Genomic DNA, 16033 nt, shown 5'->3' with positions numbered 1-16033 from the left:
GCGCTGTTTTCAGGAGGACAGGCGCCCAAACACCTGAGTTTAGAAGCTTGCAAGCAGGCCTGCTTTACCTGTCCACTGTTTGATGCCGTCACCATAGGTGGTGTAATCAAGGCCGGTGCGGAAGCTCAGGCCGTTAGTGAGCGCGCGTTCGTACCCGCCACCAAAGCGCCAGCCGCCCTCGTTGTACGCACCGCCATCGGCAGAGTCCGTCAAGTCAAAACGTGTGCGGACGTACCCTGCCTTGCCGTAAACCATATTGCGGCCATCATCACCGAAGGCCTGGCCAAGAATGAGCGAGCCGCTATATTCATAATCGGTGTTGCGGGCATCAAGTTGGTTATAGCCAGTATCACCAAATGTGCCCTCCAGGCCAAACACCATGTTGGTGTCGGACTGCATGCGGTAACCCAACACACCACCATAATAGATGCTGCGGTCTTTCTTTTCCCCAGCGCTCATTTTTGTCCAGTCGACGCCAGCCTCTATACCGCTATAGATGCCCTCAAAATGTTTGACGTCCTGTGCTGATGCCGTGCCCGCGAGCAGAGCTGCTACTGTGGTCGTGGCGACAAAGGTTTTTGCAAATTTCATAGGTATTCTCCACCTTCTATCCATTGCTGCTAGCCACTTGTAATGTGTGGCTTCGATTGGTGGACTGTCGCGCCGGAGTAAGGCTCGGAAATGGATGGCAAGCGGCGGAATTAAGAAAAATTGTGTCTTATTGTGGCGACCAGATGAATGGTTGTTCAGATAGGCGAGATGCAAAGCGCTGACGCCCGCTACATCAGGGCCAGTAAGGACGATGGAACGTTCATTTTGCAGCCCTGACCATTCGGCTTGGGCAAAGATGAGGTTACCGTCGTTCGCGCAGAATGCAAATCCGGCCGCTATTCCTGCGGACCATTCAAACCTATGGTCAGTGTAGTAAAAGCTGCTGTTTTACAGCGGGCCGAACGGCCTGCCAGGGGTGCCCTCATGACCCTATACCAGTCCGCAAGGGTGTTTTCAGCGGGGCTTAGGGTGAGCCACGAGAACGATTGTGGCCGCGATCGCTGATAACAAGCTGGCGGCCAGTACGCCGATACGGACATCTGCGGCCATTTCTATCGTACTATAAGCAAGGCTGCCGATGAAAAGGCTCATGGTAAAACCTATTCCGGCGAGGTGGCCTGCCCCCCAAATGTGCTGCATGGTCATGGTACCGGGCAATTTGGCTTTTAACATGTAGACAGCAACAAGTGCACCCATCACCACACCTACTGGCTTGCCTATAGCCAAGCCAGCCAATACGCCCAGGCTGATGGGCTCCATTAGGCTGGCGGCAGAGAAACCGGAAAGCGATACACCGGCGTTCGCAAATGCGAAAATTGGCAATATCATCAAGTTCACCGGATTGTATAGGTTATGCTCCAGGTCCTCTAGCGGTGAGTGCCCTTCATGATCTTTGGTCGCAGGGATTGCGAGACCGACAGCAACACCGGCCAACGTGGCGTGAATGCCCGATTTAAGCACCAGAATCCAGATAAGCGCGCCAAGGAAAAGGTAAGCAGAGGTATTGCGTACACCGAAGCGGTTTAACAGAAATAGCCCGATGCAGCCAGCCAGCGCCAGCAATAGGGACATTGTTGACAGGTCGGCCGTGTAAAACGCGGCGATAATCACAACGGCACCCAAGTCATCCAGAATGGCGAGGGTCAGCAGAAAGAGTTTCAGTTCGGGCGGTACGCGGGACCCAAGGAGCGCAAGCACACCAACTGCGAAGGCAATGTCTGTGGCGGTGGGGATTGCCCAGCCAGCCATCGCCGCGGGGCTGCCTGCGTTAACATACCAGAATGCCAGCGCTGGCACGACCATACCCCCGACGGCCGCAAGGCCGGGTAGGGCAAGCGCGCGCATATCCGACAGTTCACCGGATGTCACCTCCCGTTTTATCTCAAGCCCAACCAGCATGAAAAAGATCGCCATCAAACCTTCATTGATCCACAGCAGAAGTGGCTTCGAGAGACCATATTCCCCGATGGAAATTGTGCCTTTGGTCTCCAGTAACTGGTCATAGAGCGGGGCAAGGGCCGAATTATCCATTAGGATGGCAACAAGTGCCGCAGCTATTAAAAGCAGGCCGCTGATGGCCTCGGGCGAAAGCTTGAATTTCATGCGGGTCTCCTGATGCATTCCACCATATGGAAAGCGGGGCGTGCATTACAAGTATATTCGAACCCTGTCTGTATGGCTTCGGAGCCTCAGTTGGCGAGCGATGCGAGCTTTCGGGTAACAGCAGCAACAGTCTTGAGCCGCGCACCAGTTTTGTCCATGCGGGCAAAATATACCAGCTTGTGATCAGGGCGTAGCTTAGCTGTCGCCCCGGTAGAGGAAATGAATTCCACCAATCCGCCCGGGTTGGGGAAAATGTCGCCGCGGAAGGATATGGTGACGCCTTTGGCGCCAGCCTCCAGCTTCTCAATGCCCGCTCGCTTGGCGTGGCCCTTGATGATCATGATGGCGGCCAATTGTTTGACCTCGCTTGGCAGGTTGCCAAAACGGTCGATAAGCTCGGCACAGAAGGCATCCACATCCTCGCGGGTATCAAGGTCGGCGAGGCGGCGGTATAGCGCCATGCGCTGCGTAAGGTCGGGCACATAGCGTTCGGGGATCATTACAGTGGCGCCAAGGTTGATGGTTGGTGACCACTGGGTGTCTTCATACTCTTCGTCGCTGCCGCCTGCGCGGGCTTCAGCCACAGCTTCTTCGAGCATTTTCTGGTACAGTTCCACGCCAACTTCCTTGACGTGGCCTGACTGTTCATCCCCAAGAAGGTTGCCGGCTCCACGGATGTCCATATCGTGACTGGCAATGGTGAAGCCGGCGCCAAGTGTGTCCAGAGCCTGCAAGACCTGAAGGCGCTTGTCGGCATTTTCTGTCAACATGCGATTGGCAGGAGTCGTAAGATACGCATAGGCTCGGGTTTTTGAACGCCCGACCCGGCCCCTGAGCTGGTAAAGCTGTGCAAGGCCAAACATATCCGCCCGGTGAACCACCATGGTATTGGCGGTGGGGATGTCGATGCCGCTTTCAATAATAGTAGTCGAAAGCAGCACGTCATATTTGCCGTCGTAGAAGGCGGTCATGACATCCTCGATCGTTTTGGGCGGCATCTGGCCGTGGCCTGTGATGAACTTTACCTCAGGCACATGTTCCTTAAGGAACATGGCCGCATCTTCCAAATCGGCGATGCGCGGCACCACATAAAAGCTTTTGCCGCCACGGTAATGTTCACGCAAGAGCGCTTCGCGCACGACCACCGGGTCAAACGGCAGTACGAATGTGCGCACTGCAAGGCGGTCAACGGGCGGTGTTGCTATGATCGAAAGGTCGCGAATGCCGGACATGGCCATCTGCAGGGTGCGCGGTATGGGGGTAGCAGTCAGCGTCAGAACGTGCACATTGGCCTTGAGTGCCTTGAGTTTCTCTTTATGGGCGACGCCAAAGTGTTGTTCCTCGTCGACAATAAGAAGGCCCAGCTCCTTGAACTCAATGCCTTTGGCGAGAAGCGCATGGGTCCCGATTACAATATCGAGTGTGCCCAAGCGCATTTCTTCCTTTGTTGCCTTGGCTTCTTTGCCGCTGACTAGGCGTGACAGCTGCGCAATGCGCACGGGCAGGCCTTTGAAGCGATCAGCAAAATTGAGGAAATGCTGCCGCGCCAGAAGTGTAGTGGGCGCGACAACCGCCACTTGATGGCCAGCCATCACCGCGAGGAAAGCGGCCCTGAGCGCGACTTCGGTTTTACCGAATCCTACATCACCGCAAATAAGCCGGTCCATTGGCCGCCCGGACGACATATCTGCTGCGACATCGCCGATGGCGCGCAGCTGGTCGTCTGTTTCCTGAAACGGGAAGCGGGCGGCGAATTCGTCATAGATGCCCTCGGGCGTTACAATACGCTGACCTTCTCGCATCTCTCGTTCGGCGGCCAGTTTGATCAACTGCCCGGCCATTTCGCGGATACGTTCCTTGGCCTTGGCCTTGCGTGCCTGCCACGCCACACCGCCGAGCTTATCAAGCGCACTGGCAGAGTCTTCACCGCCAAACCGTGACAGTACCTCGATATTCTCAACCGGGACATAAAGCTTGTCACCTCCGTGGTAAGTCAGCAGCAGACAGTCATGTGCGGCACCTGAGACAGTGACTGTCTCCAGGCCTTCAAACCGACCGATACCGTGGCTGGCGTGCACAACCAGATCCCCGGGCGCAAGCGCACTGGCTTCCTTCAGGAAGTTATCCGCGCGCTTGCTGCGCCGGGCTTTCCTGACCAGCCGGTCCCCCAGCACATCCTGCTCTGCGATAATGGCTAGGTCTTTGGTCTCAAAGCCATGCTCGAGCGGCACCACGGTAACTGCGATGCCGGTTTTATTTTCTCGTCTGATCTCTTGCCAGTCGTCCGCCAGTCCTACTGGCATCAGTCCGTGATCTTCCAGCACGCCTTTGAGCCGATCGGCGGCTCCTTTCGAGTAGCTCGCAAAGACCACACGCTTGCCTGCGACGCGGAGTGCCTTAACATGGTCGCGCACGGCGTCGTAAACGTTGATGTCCTTAGTATTGCGCTCGGGGCCGAAGTCACGGCCTTGCCGCGCCTCGAAACTGACCACGTTGATCGCGGGTGGTTCCTCGAACGGGGTGAAGCGGCGGGCGTTCAGGATATCTTGCAGGTTGTCCCACTCTGCCTCGAGCAGATACAGAAGCTGGCTTGGTATCGGTTTGTAGGGTGGGGTGGTGATGTTTTTGGTCGCGCGCGCGATGTCCCAGGCTTCCTTACGCGCGGTGTAATAGTCGTCGACAGCCTTGAAGCGTTCAGCCACGGCTTCATCTACCTGATGATCGATAGTGAAAACAGGGTCGTCAAGATAGTCGGGGAGAGTTGCCAACTCATCATGAAAGAAAGGAAGCCAGTGCTCAGCGCCCTGATATTTGCGGCCTTCGCTTATGGCTTCATAGAGCAGGTCGTCGCCTTTGGCTGGGCCAAAGGTGTTGACATAGTTGCGGCGGAAACGCTCGACCCCTTTCATGCCCATGGAAAACTCGCTCGCCGGCTTGAGGTGCAGGCGTGGTGCTGTGCCGATAGTGCGCTGATCCAAAGGGTCAAACCGGCGGATGGTATCAAGTTCATCGCCGAAAAAATCCAGCCTGAGCGGGCTTTCCTCGCCCGGGGGGAAGATGTCGAGCAACCCGCCGCGCACGGCAAATTCGCCCGGTTCCATCACTTGGCCGGTCCGGTTATAGCCGTTTGAAGCCAAAAATTCCGTCAGCACGACCATGTCCACTTCATCGCCCGGTTTGGCATGAAAGGTGGCATCTGCGACGGCGCCCGGTGCTGGTACACGTTGCAATATTGCGTTGACCGTCGTGATAACCAGCAGCGGCGCCTTAAGGCGATGGGCCGAAAGACGAGACAGAGCAGCCATGCGTTTGGCGACAATATCGCCCTGCGGACTTACCCTGTCATAGGGCAGGCAGTCCCACGCGGGAAATTCAACAATCTCAAGCGTGGGGGCAAAAAAACGAACAGCGTTCGCGAGTGCCATAAGGCGCCCGTCATCACTTGCAACATGCAGCACGGCACGTTTTGTGTCGCCAAACGCGCGCGCGGTGAGGTCGGCCAAAAGCATGGCGTCATAGCCGCCCGGCACACCGGCCACAACAAGCGGCATTTCCGCGCTGACAAGCTCCTTGAGTTGCATGAGGTCTTTTGCCTTACCGTGCCTTGAGCGTCATAAAATCAAGTTTTTTGAGCCGGTCCATCATCGGGCCTTGAAATGCTTTGGGCACATCTTCGCCCTTGGTTACCCACCCAAGGATTTCATGGTCCTGCTCCTCGAATAGGCGCTCAAACCATGCACAGTCTTCAGCATCAAAGCTATCCATGTTGGCTTCGATGAAGTTACCGAATATGAGGTCCAGCTCCTTGATGCCGCGGTGCCACGCGCGAAATTTCAGCCGCCGCCTGCGGTTTTCAATATCGAGATCGCCGTGGGGATCATAGCTGTTTTTTTGCATCACTCGCGCCTCTGTCGTCATCTTTATGCTTGCCCGATTGCTGGGCGGCACACCATAAGCTAAGGTCTGTGCTCATTAAAGCAAAACTTCTGGATTACTGACGGGGATTTGGCCTTATGCGGCCCGAGGCGCTGTTTGACTATTTTAAGGACATTGAACGCCTGCCGGGCATTGGCAAGCGTAACCGGCTTGCGATTGAAAAGCTGGCAGGCACGCGCACGCGCGACATTTTGTTTCACCTGCCGACGGGGCTGATCGACCGCCGCTACCGCCCCACAGTAGCTGATGCTGCGCCCGGCAGTATCGCCACCCTTGAAGTCACGGTGGAGGTGCACCGTCCCTCGCAAAATCGTCGTGTACCCTACCGTGTGGTGTGCCGGGACACGTCGGGCGAGTTGACGCTGGTATTCTTTAACGCTCGCGCGGATTACTTGCGTAAACAGTTGCCCGAAGGTGAAGTGCGGCTGATCAGCGGTAAGGTTGAACACTACCTCGGACAGGTGCAGATCACCCACCCTGATTATATCGTCTCGGCGGAGAATGCAGCAGAGCTTCCCGCAGTGGAAACTGTATATGCGCTGACGGCGGGCCTCTCGGGCAAGATTTTGCGCAAAGCCATACATGCCGCCATTGAGAGCGTGCCGGAGCTCCCGGAATGGCAGGATACGAGTGTGATGGCACGCGAAGACTGGCCTACCATGCTGGAAGCCGTCACTGCCATCCATCACCCCGACGGCCCGGAAGTATTGGCGGCGTCCAGCAAGCCACGCAAAAGGCTCGCGGCAGACGAGTTGCTGGCAAGTCAGCTTGCGCTGGCGATTGTCCGCGACCGCACGCGTAGAAAACGAGGGCGGGTGCTCAAAGGCGGTGGCCGTATCCGCGACCGTATATTGAATGCGCTGCCATACAGCCTGACAGGCGACCAGAAAACTGCGCTGGATGAGATTGTTTCCGACCTTGAAAGTGACCGCGCCATGCTGCGGTTGGTGCAGGGAGACGTGGGCAGCGGCAAAACCGTGGTGGCGCTGCTTGCCATGGCAGCGGCGGTGGAGGCGGGAGTGCAGTGCGCGTTGCTCGCCCCTACTGAAATTCTTGCCAATCAACACCTTGAGACTATACAGCCTCTTGCCGAAGCTGCCGGGTTGCGTGTGGCGCTTCTCACCGGGCGCTCCAAGGGTAAGGCCCGTAAGGCCGTGCTTGAGCCCTTGGCAGCGGGCGATATTGATATTCTGATCGGTACCCACGCGTTAATACAGGGTGACGTGGAGTTCGGGGACCTTGGTTTTGCAATCATTGACGAACAGCACCGCTTTGGTGTGCAGCAACGCCTGGCGCTTGCTGCCAAGGCGTCTGCGGGGATTGACGTGCTGGGCATGACCGCTACGCCTATCCCGCGCACGCTGACACTCACGGTTTATGGCGATCTTGATGTCTCCCGCATTATGGAGAAGCCGCCGGGACGCCTGCCGGTCGATACCCGTGTGGTGGCGCTTGACCGACTAGCCGACGTGGCGGCAGGTGTGCAGCGGGCTGTGCAGGGCGGCGCGCGCGCTTATTGGGTATGCCCTCTCGTGGAAGAAAGCGAATTGCTTGATGTTGCCGCAGCGGAAGAACGCTTTGCCAGCCTTAAGGGCATGTTCGGTCCCCGTGTAGGGCTTGTGCATGGCAAGATGAAGGGGCCAGAGAAAGACGAGATCATGGGACGATTCCAGCGCGGCGAGATCAGCGTGCTGGTTTCTACCACCGTGATCGAGGTAGGCGTAAATGTGCCTGAAGCGACGATCATGGTGATCGAACATGCCGAACGTTTTGGCCTCGCGCAACTGCATCAGCTTCGCGGTCGGGTTGGGCGGGGCAGCGGCAAATCAAGCTGTATCCTTTTGCGCACAAACGAGATTGGCGAGGTTGCGCGCGCACGCCTCAAGATCATGCGTGAAAGTGAGGACGGCTTCCTGATCGCAGAAGAAGACCTTCGCCTGCGCGGCGGCGGCGAGATTTTAGGCACCAAACAATCCGGCCTGCCGGAATTTAAACTGGTGGACTTTGCCGAGCACGCAGACCTTATCGAGCTTGCTCGAGACGACGCCCGCCTTATCATTAACAAAGACCCGAATTTGGAGACAGACAGGGGGCAGGCGCTTCGGCACCTTTTGTACCTGTTTGAACGCGATGAAGGCGTCAGATTAATGCAATCAGGTTAGGCAGGAAGATAGTATGGCGTGGGATAAAGAGCTGGAAGAAAAACGTAAGCGGGAATCCCTGGCCGAGAAAATGGGCGGCGATGACAAGGTCGCGCGCCAGCACGGCCGGGGCAAGATGGACGTGCGCCAGCGTATCGCCAAGATGGCGGACCCCGGCTCCTTCCGCGAAATTGGCAAGCTTGCGGGCAAAGGCAGTTATGACCCTGAAGGTGAGCTTGAGGACTTTAAGCCCGCCAACTTCCTGTTTGGCCGAGCCGATATTAACCGCAGGCCGGTTGTTCTCACGGGCGATGACTTCACCGTGCGCGGCGGCGCGGCGGACGCTGCCATCTGGCGCAAGGCCGTGCTGGCGGAACAGATGGCGCATGAATATGGGCTGCCGCTGATCCGCCTCATCGACGGCACCGGCGGTGGCGGCAGCGTGAAAATGCTCGAAGACATGGGCCTGACCTACGTGCCCTACCTGCCGGGCTGGGAACATGTGGCCAAAAACCTTGACAGCGTACCGGTTGTGGCGCTTGCGCTTGGCTCTGTCGCGGGGCTTGGGGCCGCGCGGGTGGCGGCAAGCCACTATAGCGTGATGGTGCGGGGCATGTCGCATATCTTCACCGCCGGGCCCGCGGTTGTGGCGGCAATTGGCGAAACCCATGACAAGGAAGCCTTGGGCGGCGCTGACATTCATGGCCGCAATGGCACGGTGGATGATGTGGTGAACACGGAAGAGGAGGCGTTCGAGGCTGCGAAACGTTTCCTCTCGTACCTGCCGTCATCAGCGGGTAGCCTGCCGCCACGCGGCGAGACGACAGACGGTGTTGAACGCCGGGATGAGAGCCTCTTGGCCGCCGTGCCGGAAGACCGGCGCGCGGCATACTCTATGCGCAAGATTTTGAACACCGTGACGGACCGCAGCAGTTTCATGGAAATCGGCCGCATGTGGGGCCGTAGTTCGATCACCGCGCTGGCGCGACTGAACGGATGGCCGGTGGCGGTGATCGCGAGCGACCCGTCCTTTATGGGCGGCTCCTGGTCGGCGGACGGCGCGCGCAAGGTGGAACGCTTCGTGAAGCTCGCCAATACCTTCTCGCTGCCAGTGGTGCATTTTGTTGATAACCCCGGTTTCATGATCGGGCTTGAGGCCGAGCGTGCTGCCACCATCCGCTTTGGTGTGGAGGCCTTGAGTGGCATCTACAAATCCACCGTGCCTTGGGCCAGCGTGATCATCCGCAAGGCTTACGGCGTGGGTGGTGCCGCGATGAGCGACCACAGCCGCTTCCAATACCGTTTCGCCTGGCCGTCAGGCGACTGGGGCAGCCTGCCGCTTGAGGGCGGCATCGAGGTTGCTTACAAGGCGGAGCTTGAGAAAGCCGAGGACCCGGCAGCAGCACTCCAGGAGATCAAGGCGCGGCTCGACAAGGTGCGCAGCCCTTTCCGCACCGCCGAAGCCTTCATGGTCGAAGATGTCATCGACCCCCGCGACACCCGCCCGCTGCTGTGTGAATTTGCCGAGCTAGCGCAGGGGAAGATGGCGACTAGGTAATTGAGTTCATCTCCTCAATAAACCCTTCCAGCGTTTTCACAATGGTGTCGCGGTTTTTGGCGGCTTTGATCCATGTGGGCAGGTTGGTGAAATAGCTGTGCCGGCCTTGATCCGCCTTGAACTCGCGCAAACCAGCGCTGATGTATTCCAGAAGCGCTTCGGCGTGTTTCGCGTTGAACACAAACAGGGTGCCGTCGCGCAAGGTTTTCTGCAGGAATAGCTCACAGCCGAAGGCAGGGTCGCGGACGTCATGGCTGCTGTAGGCTGGGTGCCACACCGGCGTGAAGCTGTTGTCGAGGCCGCAGCCGTCACACGTGAGCGTTATGTCGCGCGGCAGGTTGGCTGCGTTTGACCGAATGGCAGGGGCCGCAAGGTCCTTGCCGCAGCTAGAGCAGGTGTAGCGAAGCGGTGTGCCGTCCTTCAGTTCAAGCACCGGCTTTACATTGCCAAGCCAGTTCTTAACACCGGCACTGGTCTGGAAGTTGCCGATCAGCGCGGATGCGCGTGCGGGCGCGTCTTTCGCCTCGATGCTAGCATGACAGCTGGTGCAGGTAAGGCGCGTGCCGCGGATGATGGCGGCGGCACCGCACTTGGGGCAGCGCACTAGAAACTCACCCGTGAAGCTTGAAAGCGCCCGTGCTTTCCCGCGGTCTTCAAAGCGTGTGATGTTTCCGGTCATATATGCCCCTAATCAGCCAATCGCTTTCTCGTAAACCCGGTAGGTTTTGTAAACCTCGCAGCCGATCTCCTCAAGGATGGAGATCATGCCGTCGTTATCCTCCAAAATCCAGCCGAGCTCGCCGAAGGTGGCGCCGCGGTCGACTACGTTTTGCTGGCTGACGCGGATCATCCACATCGCCATGGCGGCGCCCAAGGGGCCTTTCTGGAATTTTTTGCGCACGCCCATCAGCGGCACGCGGCAGCGGTCTTCCTTGCCGTTCATCATACGGTACATCAGCTTGAAAATACCGAAGGGGAACAGTTTGCCGTCAAGGTCGCGGATTTTGTGGTTCACGTCCGGGATGGTCAGCATGAAGGCAACCGGCTCGGCGTCATATTCACAGATATAGGTGCGGTAGGGTTTCACCACCGGCTTCAGGCCCTTGGCGCCGTGCTCCACCTCATGGGGGGTGAAGGGCACATAGCCCCAGTTGTCGGACCATGCCTCGTTATAGATATCTAGGATGGTGGCAACCTCGGCGTTGAAGTTTTTCATGTCGATGGGGCGCATGGTGACGCGTTTGTTCTTCTCGGCCATTTTCACGATACGCACCGCGCGTTCGGGCGGTGGCATAGTCAGGTCAAGCCGGAAGGCGTGCATGTCACGGGCTTTATCAAGGCCGTGTGCCTTCAGCCAGCCGTCATACTCAGGCCTGCCATGGGGCATCATCACACACGGCGGGGTGTCGAAGCCGTCAATAAGCGTGCCGACTTCTTCCGCGGTGGAGAAGGACCATGGCCCCTGCATGCGCTTCATCCCACGCTCAGTCAGCCAGCCTTGAGCGATTGCGAGCAGTTTGGCGGCGACTTCCGCGTCAGTGGCTTCAAAAAAGCCGAAGTGGCCGAGGTTTGGCCCCCATTTTTCCTGCGCCAACTTATCGATCTGGGCAGAGATGCGACCTACAAGCCTGCCGTCTTGCTGCGCGACCCACAGCGCCACGTCGGCGTGCTCATAGTAAGGGTTTTTGTCAGGTCGCAACGCATCCATGCGCTCCATCATCAGCGGCTGGACCCAATTAGGATCGTCTTTGTATACCTCGCGGGTGACGTTGATGAAATCCTTGATGCCCGCGTTGTCGGTGATCTGGCGGATATTGATGCTGCTCACGGTTTTTCCCTTAGGTATGGTCGCGTATGGTCTTTGGATAAAGAAGGGGCGTGAAATTGCAAGCCTAAAGCAGGCGGGTGCCGTTCGGCACTGGCTGACTGGGTGTGATCAGGACTGTTCGGTCGTCATCTTCAACGGTGGCAAGGGTCAGCACTTCTGACTTCACACCCGCGACACGTTTGGGCGGAAAGTTGACAACGGCCAACACCTGCATGCCTGGCAGGCTTTCTATTTCGTGGGCTTCGGTGATCTGGGCGGACGTGGTTTTAATGCCGTATTCACTGCCAAAGTCAATCTCCAGCACATAAGCCGGTTTCCGGGCCTTTTCGTTCAGTCGCGCACTCAGGATAGTGCCTGCGCGAATATTGACCTTCAGGAAATGGTCAAAATCTATCGTATCGTTCATGACAACTTCCGTTTTTTGACCTTGCCAAGTTTGCCCAATGCTTCCGCATCTTCATGATTTAGGCCTACCCGTACAAGAATGAGCACGGCAAGTAGCAGGCCAGCACATGCAGCAGCGATCCCGGCAGGAGCAGGCCACATGGCGCTTGCAGGGACAAGAGCCATCAGCGCGCCAGTTGTGATAAGGGAAACCAGAAGCGGGCGAACCATATGCCGGTCATAGGGCCATAGATGGAATAAAAAATGTCCCTCCAGCAAGGCAAGGAAGGCGGTGGTGTTCAGGCCGGCTGCTGCTGCGATGGCTGCGCCTGTCACACCCATCAGCGGGATGAGCCAGATACCAAGGCCAAGCAATGCCGCAAGCCCGACGAGACCGTTGATCGCCGGAAGCAGACGGTGGCCGAGCATTTCAACGATTGCGGATGAGGGGCCGGTGGCTGCTTCTATCACCCGGCCAAGACACAGGATGGCGATGGCCGCCGCTGCTGCCTGAAACTCGGGGTCCATGGTCATCAGGATGTCATGGCGTGCAAGAACAAGCGCACCGCCGAAGGGCAGGGCAAGGCAAAGCGATAACCGTGTCGCATAGCTGTACATATCGCGAAGCGCCTCATGGTCACCGTGGCCATCTTTCTCGGCCGCAAGAGGCGCCATGACATACTCAAACGTCAGGCGTACGGCCTGTAACGCGCTGGCTATTTTGCGCGCTACGGCATAATAACCGCCGGCCGCTGCGCCCGCTGCGCCCGGCAACAGAAAGTTGAGGAACATTACAGGAAACTCGCTGAACAGTTTCTTGATCGTGTTTGCGGGCATGACCGATATTCCATACTGCCGCATTTCGCGCGCCAGTGGACCCGTGACGGGGGCCATTATCACAGCTTTGAAGTCATAGTGCTTCGCGATCAGTCTTAGCGCCAACATGGCGGCAAGGATGACGCTGACCAGATGGGCAAGAAATAAGCCATAGGTCATGTAGCCCATGAAGCCAAAAGCCATGGCGGCAATAAGACGTAGCCCTTGCTCGTAGAAGATGCGGACGCGTATTTCTGGTCCGAAAGTGCGCCGTGCGCGGACTGCAGCGGTTGCGACCTCAACCATCGTCCAGAAAGGTAAGACCCATACATACAGGCCGATAACCGTTGTCAGGTGGTCTGCGTCAGCGTCGCTCGCGCTGATGAAGCTGGAGAGGAAAGGCGCAAAATAGTAGCCCAGCGCAGCTAGCAGTGTGGAAATGAGGAAGCTAAGTTTCAAAGCATGGCCCGCCACCATGTTGGCGGTAGCCTCATCCGCTTTTGGCACAAAACGCTGCAGCGCCGTTGTCATCGCGAGGTCGGAAAAGGCGGTTGAGACTTTCACATAACTCCAGAGTACGGCGAACAGACCGAAGGTGGTGGCGCCATATACCCATGCGAAGGCGATTACCGAGACCGCCTCCACCAGTGCGCCCAATCTGCCTAGGAACGCAAAGCCAGCGCCACCAGCCACCCTCGCCCGGTGATGGTTGGGGGGCATGCGTTCAGTGCTCACTCGGTAGCACCCTTCCTTTTAGACTTGAATTTTGGTTGCCCTTCTTCTGTGTAGAAGATCACGCTATAGCCCAACAACAGGAACAGGAGAAACGGTGCCCAGGCAGCAAGAAAAGGTGGGGCGACGCCGAATTCGCCCATTGCGCGCATAAAGTTGTCAGCGACAAAAAAGCTGAAGCCAAGCGCCATGCCAAAAACAATGCGAATAGCAAGGTTACCGGCTCGCGTAACGCCAAATGCGGCAACCGCCGCCAGCAAAGGCATCAGGAACGTCGACGCTGGCCCTGCAATTTTGTGTAAAAAGGATGCCATCAAGCGGTCTGTTGGCAGGCCATCTTTTTCGAGTTCTTTCATGGAAAACCACAGGCTGGGGAAGGAGACATGATCCGGCTTGATGGTAAGGGCCAGAAAGCGTTCGGGCCGTGTCGGGATGTTCCAGTCCTGCGTGGCATTAATTGTCAATACGTGGCTTTGCGGATCAAATTTTCGGACCTCGTGCAGTGTCCATTTCCCGTCTTGATACCAGCCAAAGTCAGCGCGTACCATACCAGTCAGGCGTCCGGTATCATCGCGCTCAAATAGCGAAACTTTATCCAGAACAACGCGGTTGCGGATGCGGCTAACCGCTTCCACCAGCACAATACTGTTGCCTTCTTTCAACCACACCCTTCCGGCCAGGCCTTCATTGGGGGGAAGGTCTACGGCATAGTCGTGGGCTTCCCAGTATTCAAGTTCAGCGTTCGCTTTGACGACGACGGTCTCATTGAATGTGAAATGAGCGATGCCAATGATCGCGCTGGCAATGCCTAAGGGCAAGAGGATGCGATGCGCCGACAGGCCGCTCGCTTTCATGATTACCACTTCGCTATGCTGGTTCAGTGTCGCGAGTGTCAGCAGTGACGCGAGGAGTGCTGCGAAAGGCGTGAATTGACTTATGAGTTGTGGCGCACGCATGCTGACGAAGGATACAAGCGATACCCAGCTTGCACCGTCGGCCGCCATGATTTCATCTGAAACTGCCATCAGTACAAGAAGTTGCAGTATAGCGGTCAGCCCAATCAGGATGCCAAAAAAGCGTCCGAGTTGCATGCGAACCATGTAGCGCGCCAAAGTGCGGGACGGCACAATATAGCGGCGGATTATTCTTAATGTTTCCATCAATCACTAACCCCCATAAGCCTTTTGGAGACCTTTTTAATCGGCCCGCTGATAACAGCCCAGCTTTTGTCGATCCATGCCAGAGGTTCACCGCCAACCCTGTAGGCTGCGATTCGGAAGAAAAATAAGCTTATTACTGTAAAGATACCGAAGAGCAGCCATGTTGTTGCATAAGGTGAAGCGCCTGCCGAGACGGCTGTCTCCATAGCCTCCATAAATTCATTATAAAGGATGAGAAGTGAGAGCCCGACAACGATGCCGGTGCCACGTCCTGTACGTTTGTTGGTTAGTCCCATTGGTATCGCGAGAAATGGTAACACGAGAAAAGTGACGCTGTGCATGAGCCGCCAATGGAAATTGGCGTTGAAGGCATTGAGTTCCGCGACGCTGAGTTCCGGATTATAACGCTCGCGATTGAGTTCAGGCAAGGTCAGCTCCAACTGTTCTCCTCCTCGGTCCCTGAAGGTTTCCTTCGCTGGCAGGGTGACAGTCAGGTCCTGCTGGTCAAAGCTCAGCACACGAGGTTTGTTCTGGCTTTCGTTCAGGTCCACAAGCACGCCGTTGTATAACCTTAGCAAGATCGTTTGATCGTCACCGGTGGCGTAAAATCCGCCGCGTTCCGCTGTGACAGATATTGTGTTGTCCTGATCCCGACGTTCAAGGAATATACCGATAAGCTCGGCTCCCTGTTGGCGTGATTCTTCAATCATCAAGGTGATATTGTCGCCAATGTCGACAAACTCGCCCACCCGAATACTTGCACCAAGTGCCCCGCTTCTAAGATCAAAGACAAGGTTGCGATAGGCGTAACGACCATAGGGCTGCACCCAGCCAACCAGTACTGTGTTCACCAGCATCATGACAAGGGACAGGAACAGCACAGGCCGCATCAGGCGCGGCAGTCCAACTCCGGACGAAACGATGGCGTCATACTCGCTGGAGAGAGAAATTTTCCGGAAGGCGAGTAGTGTGCCAAGCAGCAGACCAACCGGTAACGCCAGACCCAGATAGTGCGGTATCTGGTTTGCCAGCATTTGGAAGACTACTTCAACCGGCCCTCCTTGGTTGACGACAAAATCAAAAAGTTTGAGCATGCGCTCAAGGATCAGCAGCAAAGCAGCGACACCTAGCGTGGTGAATAGCGGCCCCAGTATCTGGCGGAGAATATATCGGTCGATGCGAGTAAACATGCTTTGGCGCTACACCTGTTATGACGCTGTTTCAAGTGACATTTCATTATCTTTCAGTCGCCGAACGTGGCAAAACCATGAAGTTCTTATACCGAATTTGCTGAAATGGGGACATATTTTCGCCACCATCAAGC

Annotated in this window: 12 protein-coding genes; 2 read left to right on the top strand and 10 right to left on the bottom strand. The window is 56.8% G+C overall.

Features of this window, described 5'->3' with window-relative positions:
• Positions 1 to 39 precede the first annotated feature (39 nt).
• The 4 genes from ACN0VM_RS10475 to ACN0VM_RS10460 all read right to left on the bottom strand — a co-directional run bounded on the left by ACN0VM_RS10475 (position 40) and on the right by ACN0VM_RS10460 (position 6051).
• Positions 40 to 591 (bottom strand): outer membrane protein, encoded by a 552-nt coding sequence (locus tag ACN0VM_RS10475; protein WP_417450829.1) that lies wholly within the window; start codon positions 589 to 591, stop codon positions 40 to 42.
• Positions 592 to 1005: 414 nt separating this feature from the next.
• A complete protein-coding gene (gene nhaA, locus ACN0VM_RS10470; protein WP_417450828.1) occupies positions 1006 to 2154 on the bottom strand; it encodes a Na+/H+ antiporter NhaA in 1149 nt (382 codons plus the stop codon).
• A gap of 86 nt (positions 2155 to 2240) precedes the next feature.
• On the bottom strand, positions 2241 to 5735 hold the full coding sequence (mfd, locus tag ACN0VM_RS10465) for a transcription-repair coupling factor (protein ID WP_417450827.1): 3495 nt from the start codon (positions 5733 to 5735) through the stop codon (positions 2241 to 2243).
• A 13-nt stretch (positions 5736 to 5748) separates the two neighbouring features.
• Positions 5749 to 6051 carry a succinate dehydrogenase assembly factor 2 gene (locus ACN0VM_RS10460; protein WP_417450826.1) on the bottom strand — a complete coding sequence of 101 codons (303 nt, stop codon included), beginning with the start codon at positions 6049 to 6051 and terminating at the stop codon, positions 5749 to 5751.
• 116 nt (positions 6052 to 6167) lie between these two features.
• Here ACN0VM_RS10460 and recG point away from each other — a divergent pair, with 116 nt between their 5' ends.
• The gene (recG, locus tag ACN0VM_RS10455) at positions 6168 to 8252 is read left to right on the top strand and encodes an ATP-dependent DNA helicase RecG (protein WP_417450825.1); all 2085 of its coding nucleotides are present in this window, start codon (positions 6168 to 6170) and stop codon (positions 8250 to 8252) included.
• A 13-nt stretch (positions 8253 to 8265) separates the two neighbouring features.
• Positions 8266 to 9789: an acyl-CoA carboxylase subunit beta gene (locus ACN0VM_RS10450; protein WP_417450824.1), complete on the top strand. Its 1524-nt coding sequence runs from the start codon at positions 8266 to 8268 to the stop codon at positions 9787 to 9789.
• Here the strand turns inward: ACN0VM_RS10450 and ACN0VM_RS10445 are convergent.
• From ACN0VM_RS10445 to lptF, 6 genes are all read right to left on the bottom strand, one after another.
• On the bottom strand, positions 9782 to 10468 hold the full coding sequence (locus ACN0VM_RS10445; protein ID WP_417450823.1) for a hypothetical protein: 687 nt from the start codon (positions 10466 to 10468) through the stop codon (positions 9782 to 9784). The two genes, ACN0VM_RS10450 and ACN0VM_RS10445, sit on opposite strands and share 8 nt — an antisense overlap.
• A gap of 12 nt (positions 10469 to 10480) precedes the next feature.
• Positions 10481 to 11617, bottom strand: coding sequence for an N-acetyltransferase (locus tag ACN0VM_RS10440; RefSeq protein WP_417450822.1), 1137 nt, complete (start codon positions 11615 to 11617; stop codon positions 10481 to 10483).
• A gap of 64 nt (positions 11618 to 11681) precedes the next feature.
• Complete coding sequence (locus ACN0VM_RS10435; protein ID WP_417450821.1) at positions 11682 to 12023, bottom strand: tRNA-binding protein; 342 nt, start codon at positions 12021 to 12023, stop codon at positions 11682 to 11684.
• Positions 12020 to 13552, bottom strand: a complete 1533-nt coding sequence (locus ACN0VM_RS10430; RefSeq protein WP_417450820.1) for a lipopolysaccharide biosynthesis protein — start codon at positions 13550 to 13552, stop codon at positions 12020 to 12022. The genes ACN0VM_RS10435 and ACN0VM_RS10430 overlap by 4 nt, the downstream gene beginning before the upstream one ends.
• A complete protein-coding gene (gene lptG, locus ACN0VM_RS10425; RefSeq protein WP_417450819.1) occupies positions 13549 to 14709 on the bottom strand; it encodes an LPS export ABC transporter permease LptG in 1161 nt (386 codons plus the stop codon). The genes ACN0VM_RS10430 and lptG overlap by 4 nt, the downstream gene beginning before the upstream one ends.
• The gene (gene lptF, locus ACN0VM_RS10420; RefSeq protein WP_417450818.1) at positions 14709 to 15899 is read right to left on the bottom strand and encodes an LPS export ABC transporter permease LptF; all 1191 of its coding nucleotides are present in this window, start codon (positions 15897 to 15899) and stop codon (positions 14709 to 14711) included. The genes lptG and lptF overlap by 1 nt, the downstream gene beginning before the upstream one ends.
• Positions 15900 to 16033 lie beyond the last annotated feature (134 nt).

The organism is Kordiimonas sp., assembly GCF_048260245.1.
Classification (GTDB): Bacteria; Pseudomonadota; Alphaproteobacteria; order Sphingomonadales; family Kordiimonadaceae; genus Kordiimonas.
This window is presented reverse-complemented; position numbering and strand designations above follow the sequence as displayed.

Coding starts and splice junctions, on each gene's coding strand:
- ACN0VM_RS10475 (WP_417450829.1), bottom strand. CDS start 591: ATGAAATTTGCAAAAACCTTTGTCGCCACGACCACAGTAGCAGCTCTG.
- nhaA (WP_417450828.1), bottom strand. CDS start 2,154: ATGAAATTCAAGCTTTCGCCCGAGGCCATCAGCGGCCTGCTTTTAATA.
- mfd (WP_417450827.1), bottom strand. CDS start 5,735: ATGCAACTCAAGGAGCTTGTCAGCGCGGAAATGCCGCTTGTTGTGGCC.
- ACN0VM_RS10460 (WP_417450826.1), bottom strand. CDS start 6,051: ATGCAAAAAAACAGCTATGATCCCCACGGCGATCTCGATATTGAAAAC.
- recG (WP_417450825.1), top strand. CDS start 6,168: ATGCGGCCCGAGGCGCTGTTTGACTATTTTAAGGACATTGAACGCCTG.
- ACN0VM_RS10450 (WP_417450824.1), top strand. CDS start 8,266: ATGGCGTGGGATAAAGAGCTGGAAGAAAAACGTAAGCGGGAATCCCTG.
- ACN0VM_RS10445 (WP_417450823.1), bottom strand. CDS start 10,468: ATGACCGGAAACATCACACGCTTTGAAGACCGCGGGAAAGCACGGGCG.
- ACN0VM_RS10435 (WP_417450821.1), bottom strand. CDS start 12,023: ATGAACGATACGATAGATTTTGACCATTTCCTGAAGGTCAATATTCGC.
- lptG (WP_417450819.1), bottom strand. CDS start 14,709: ATGGAAACATTAAGAATAATCCGCCGCTATATTGTGCCGTCCCGCACT.
- lptF (WP_417450818.1), bottom strand. CDS start 15,899: ATGTTTACTCGCATCGACCGATATATTCTCCGCCAGATACTGGGGCCG.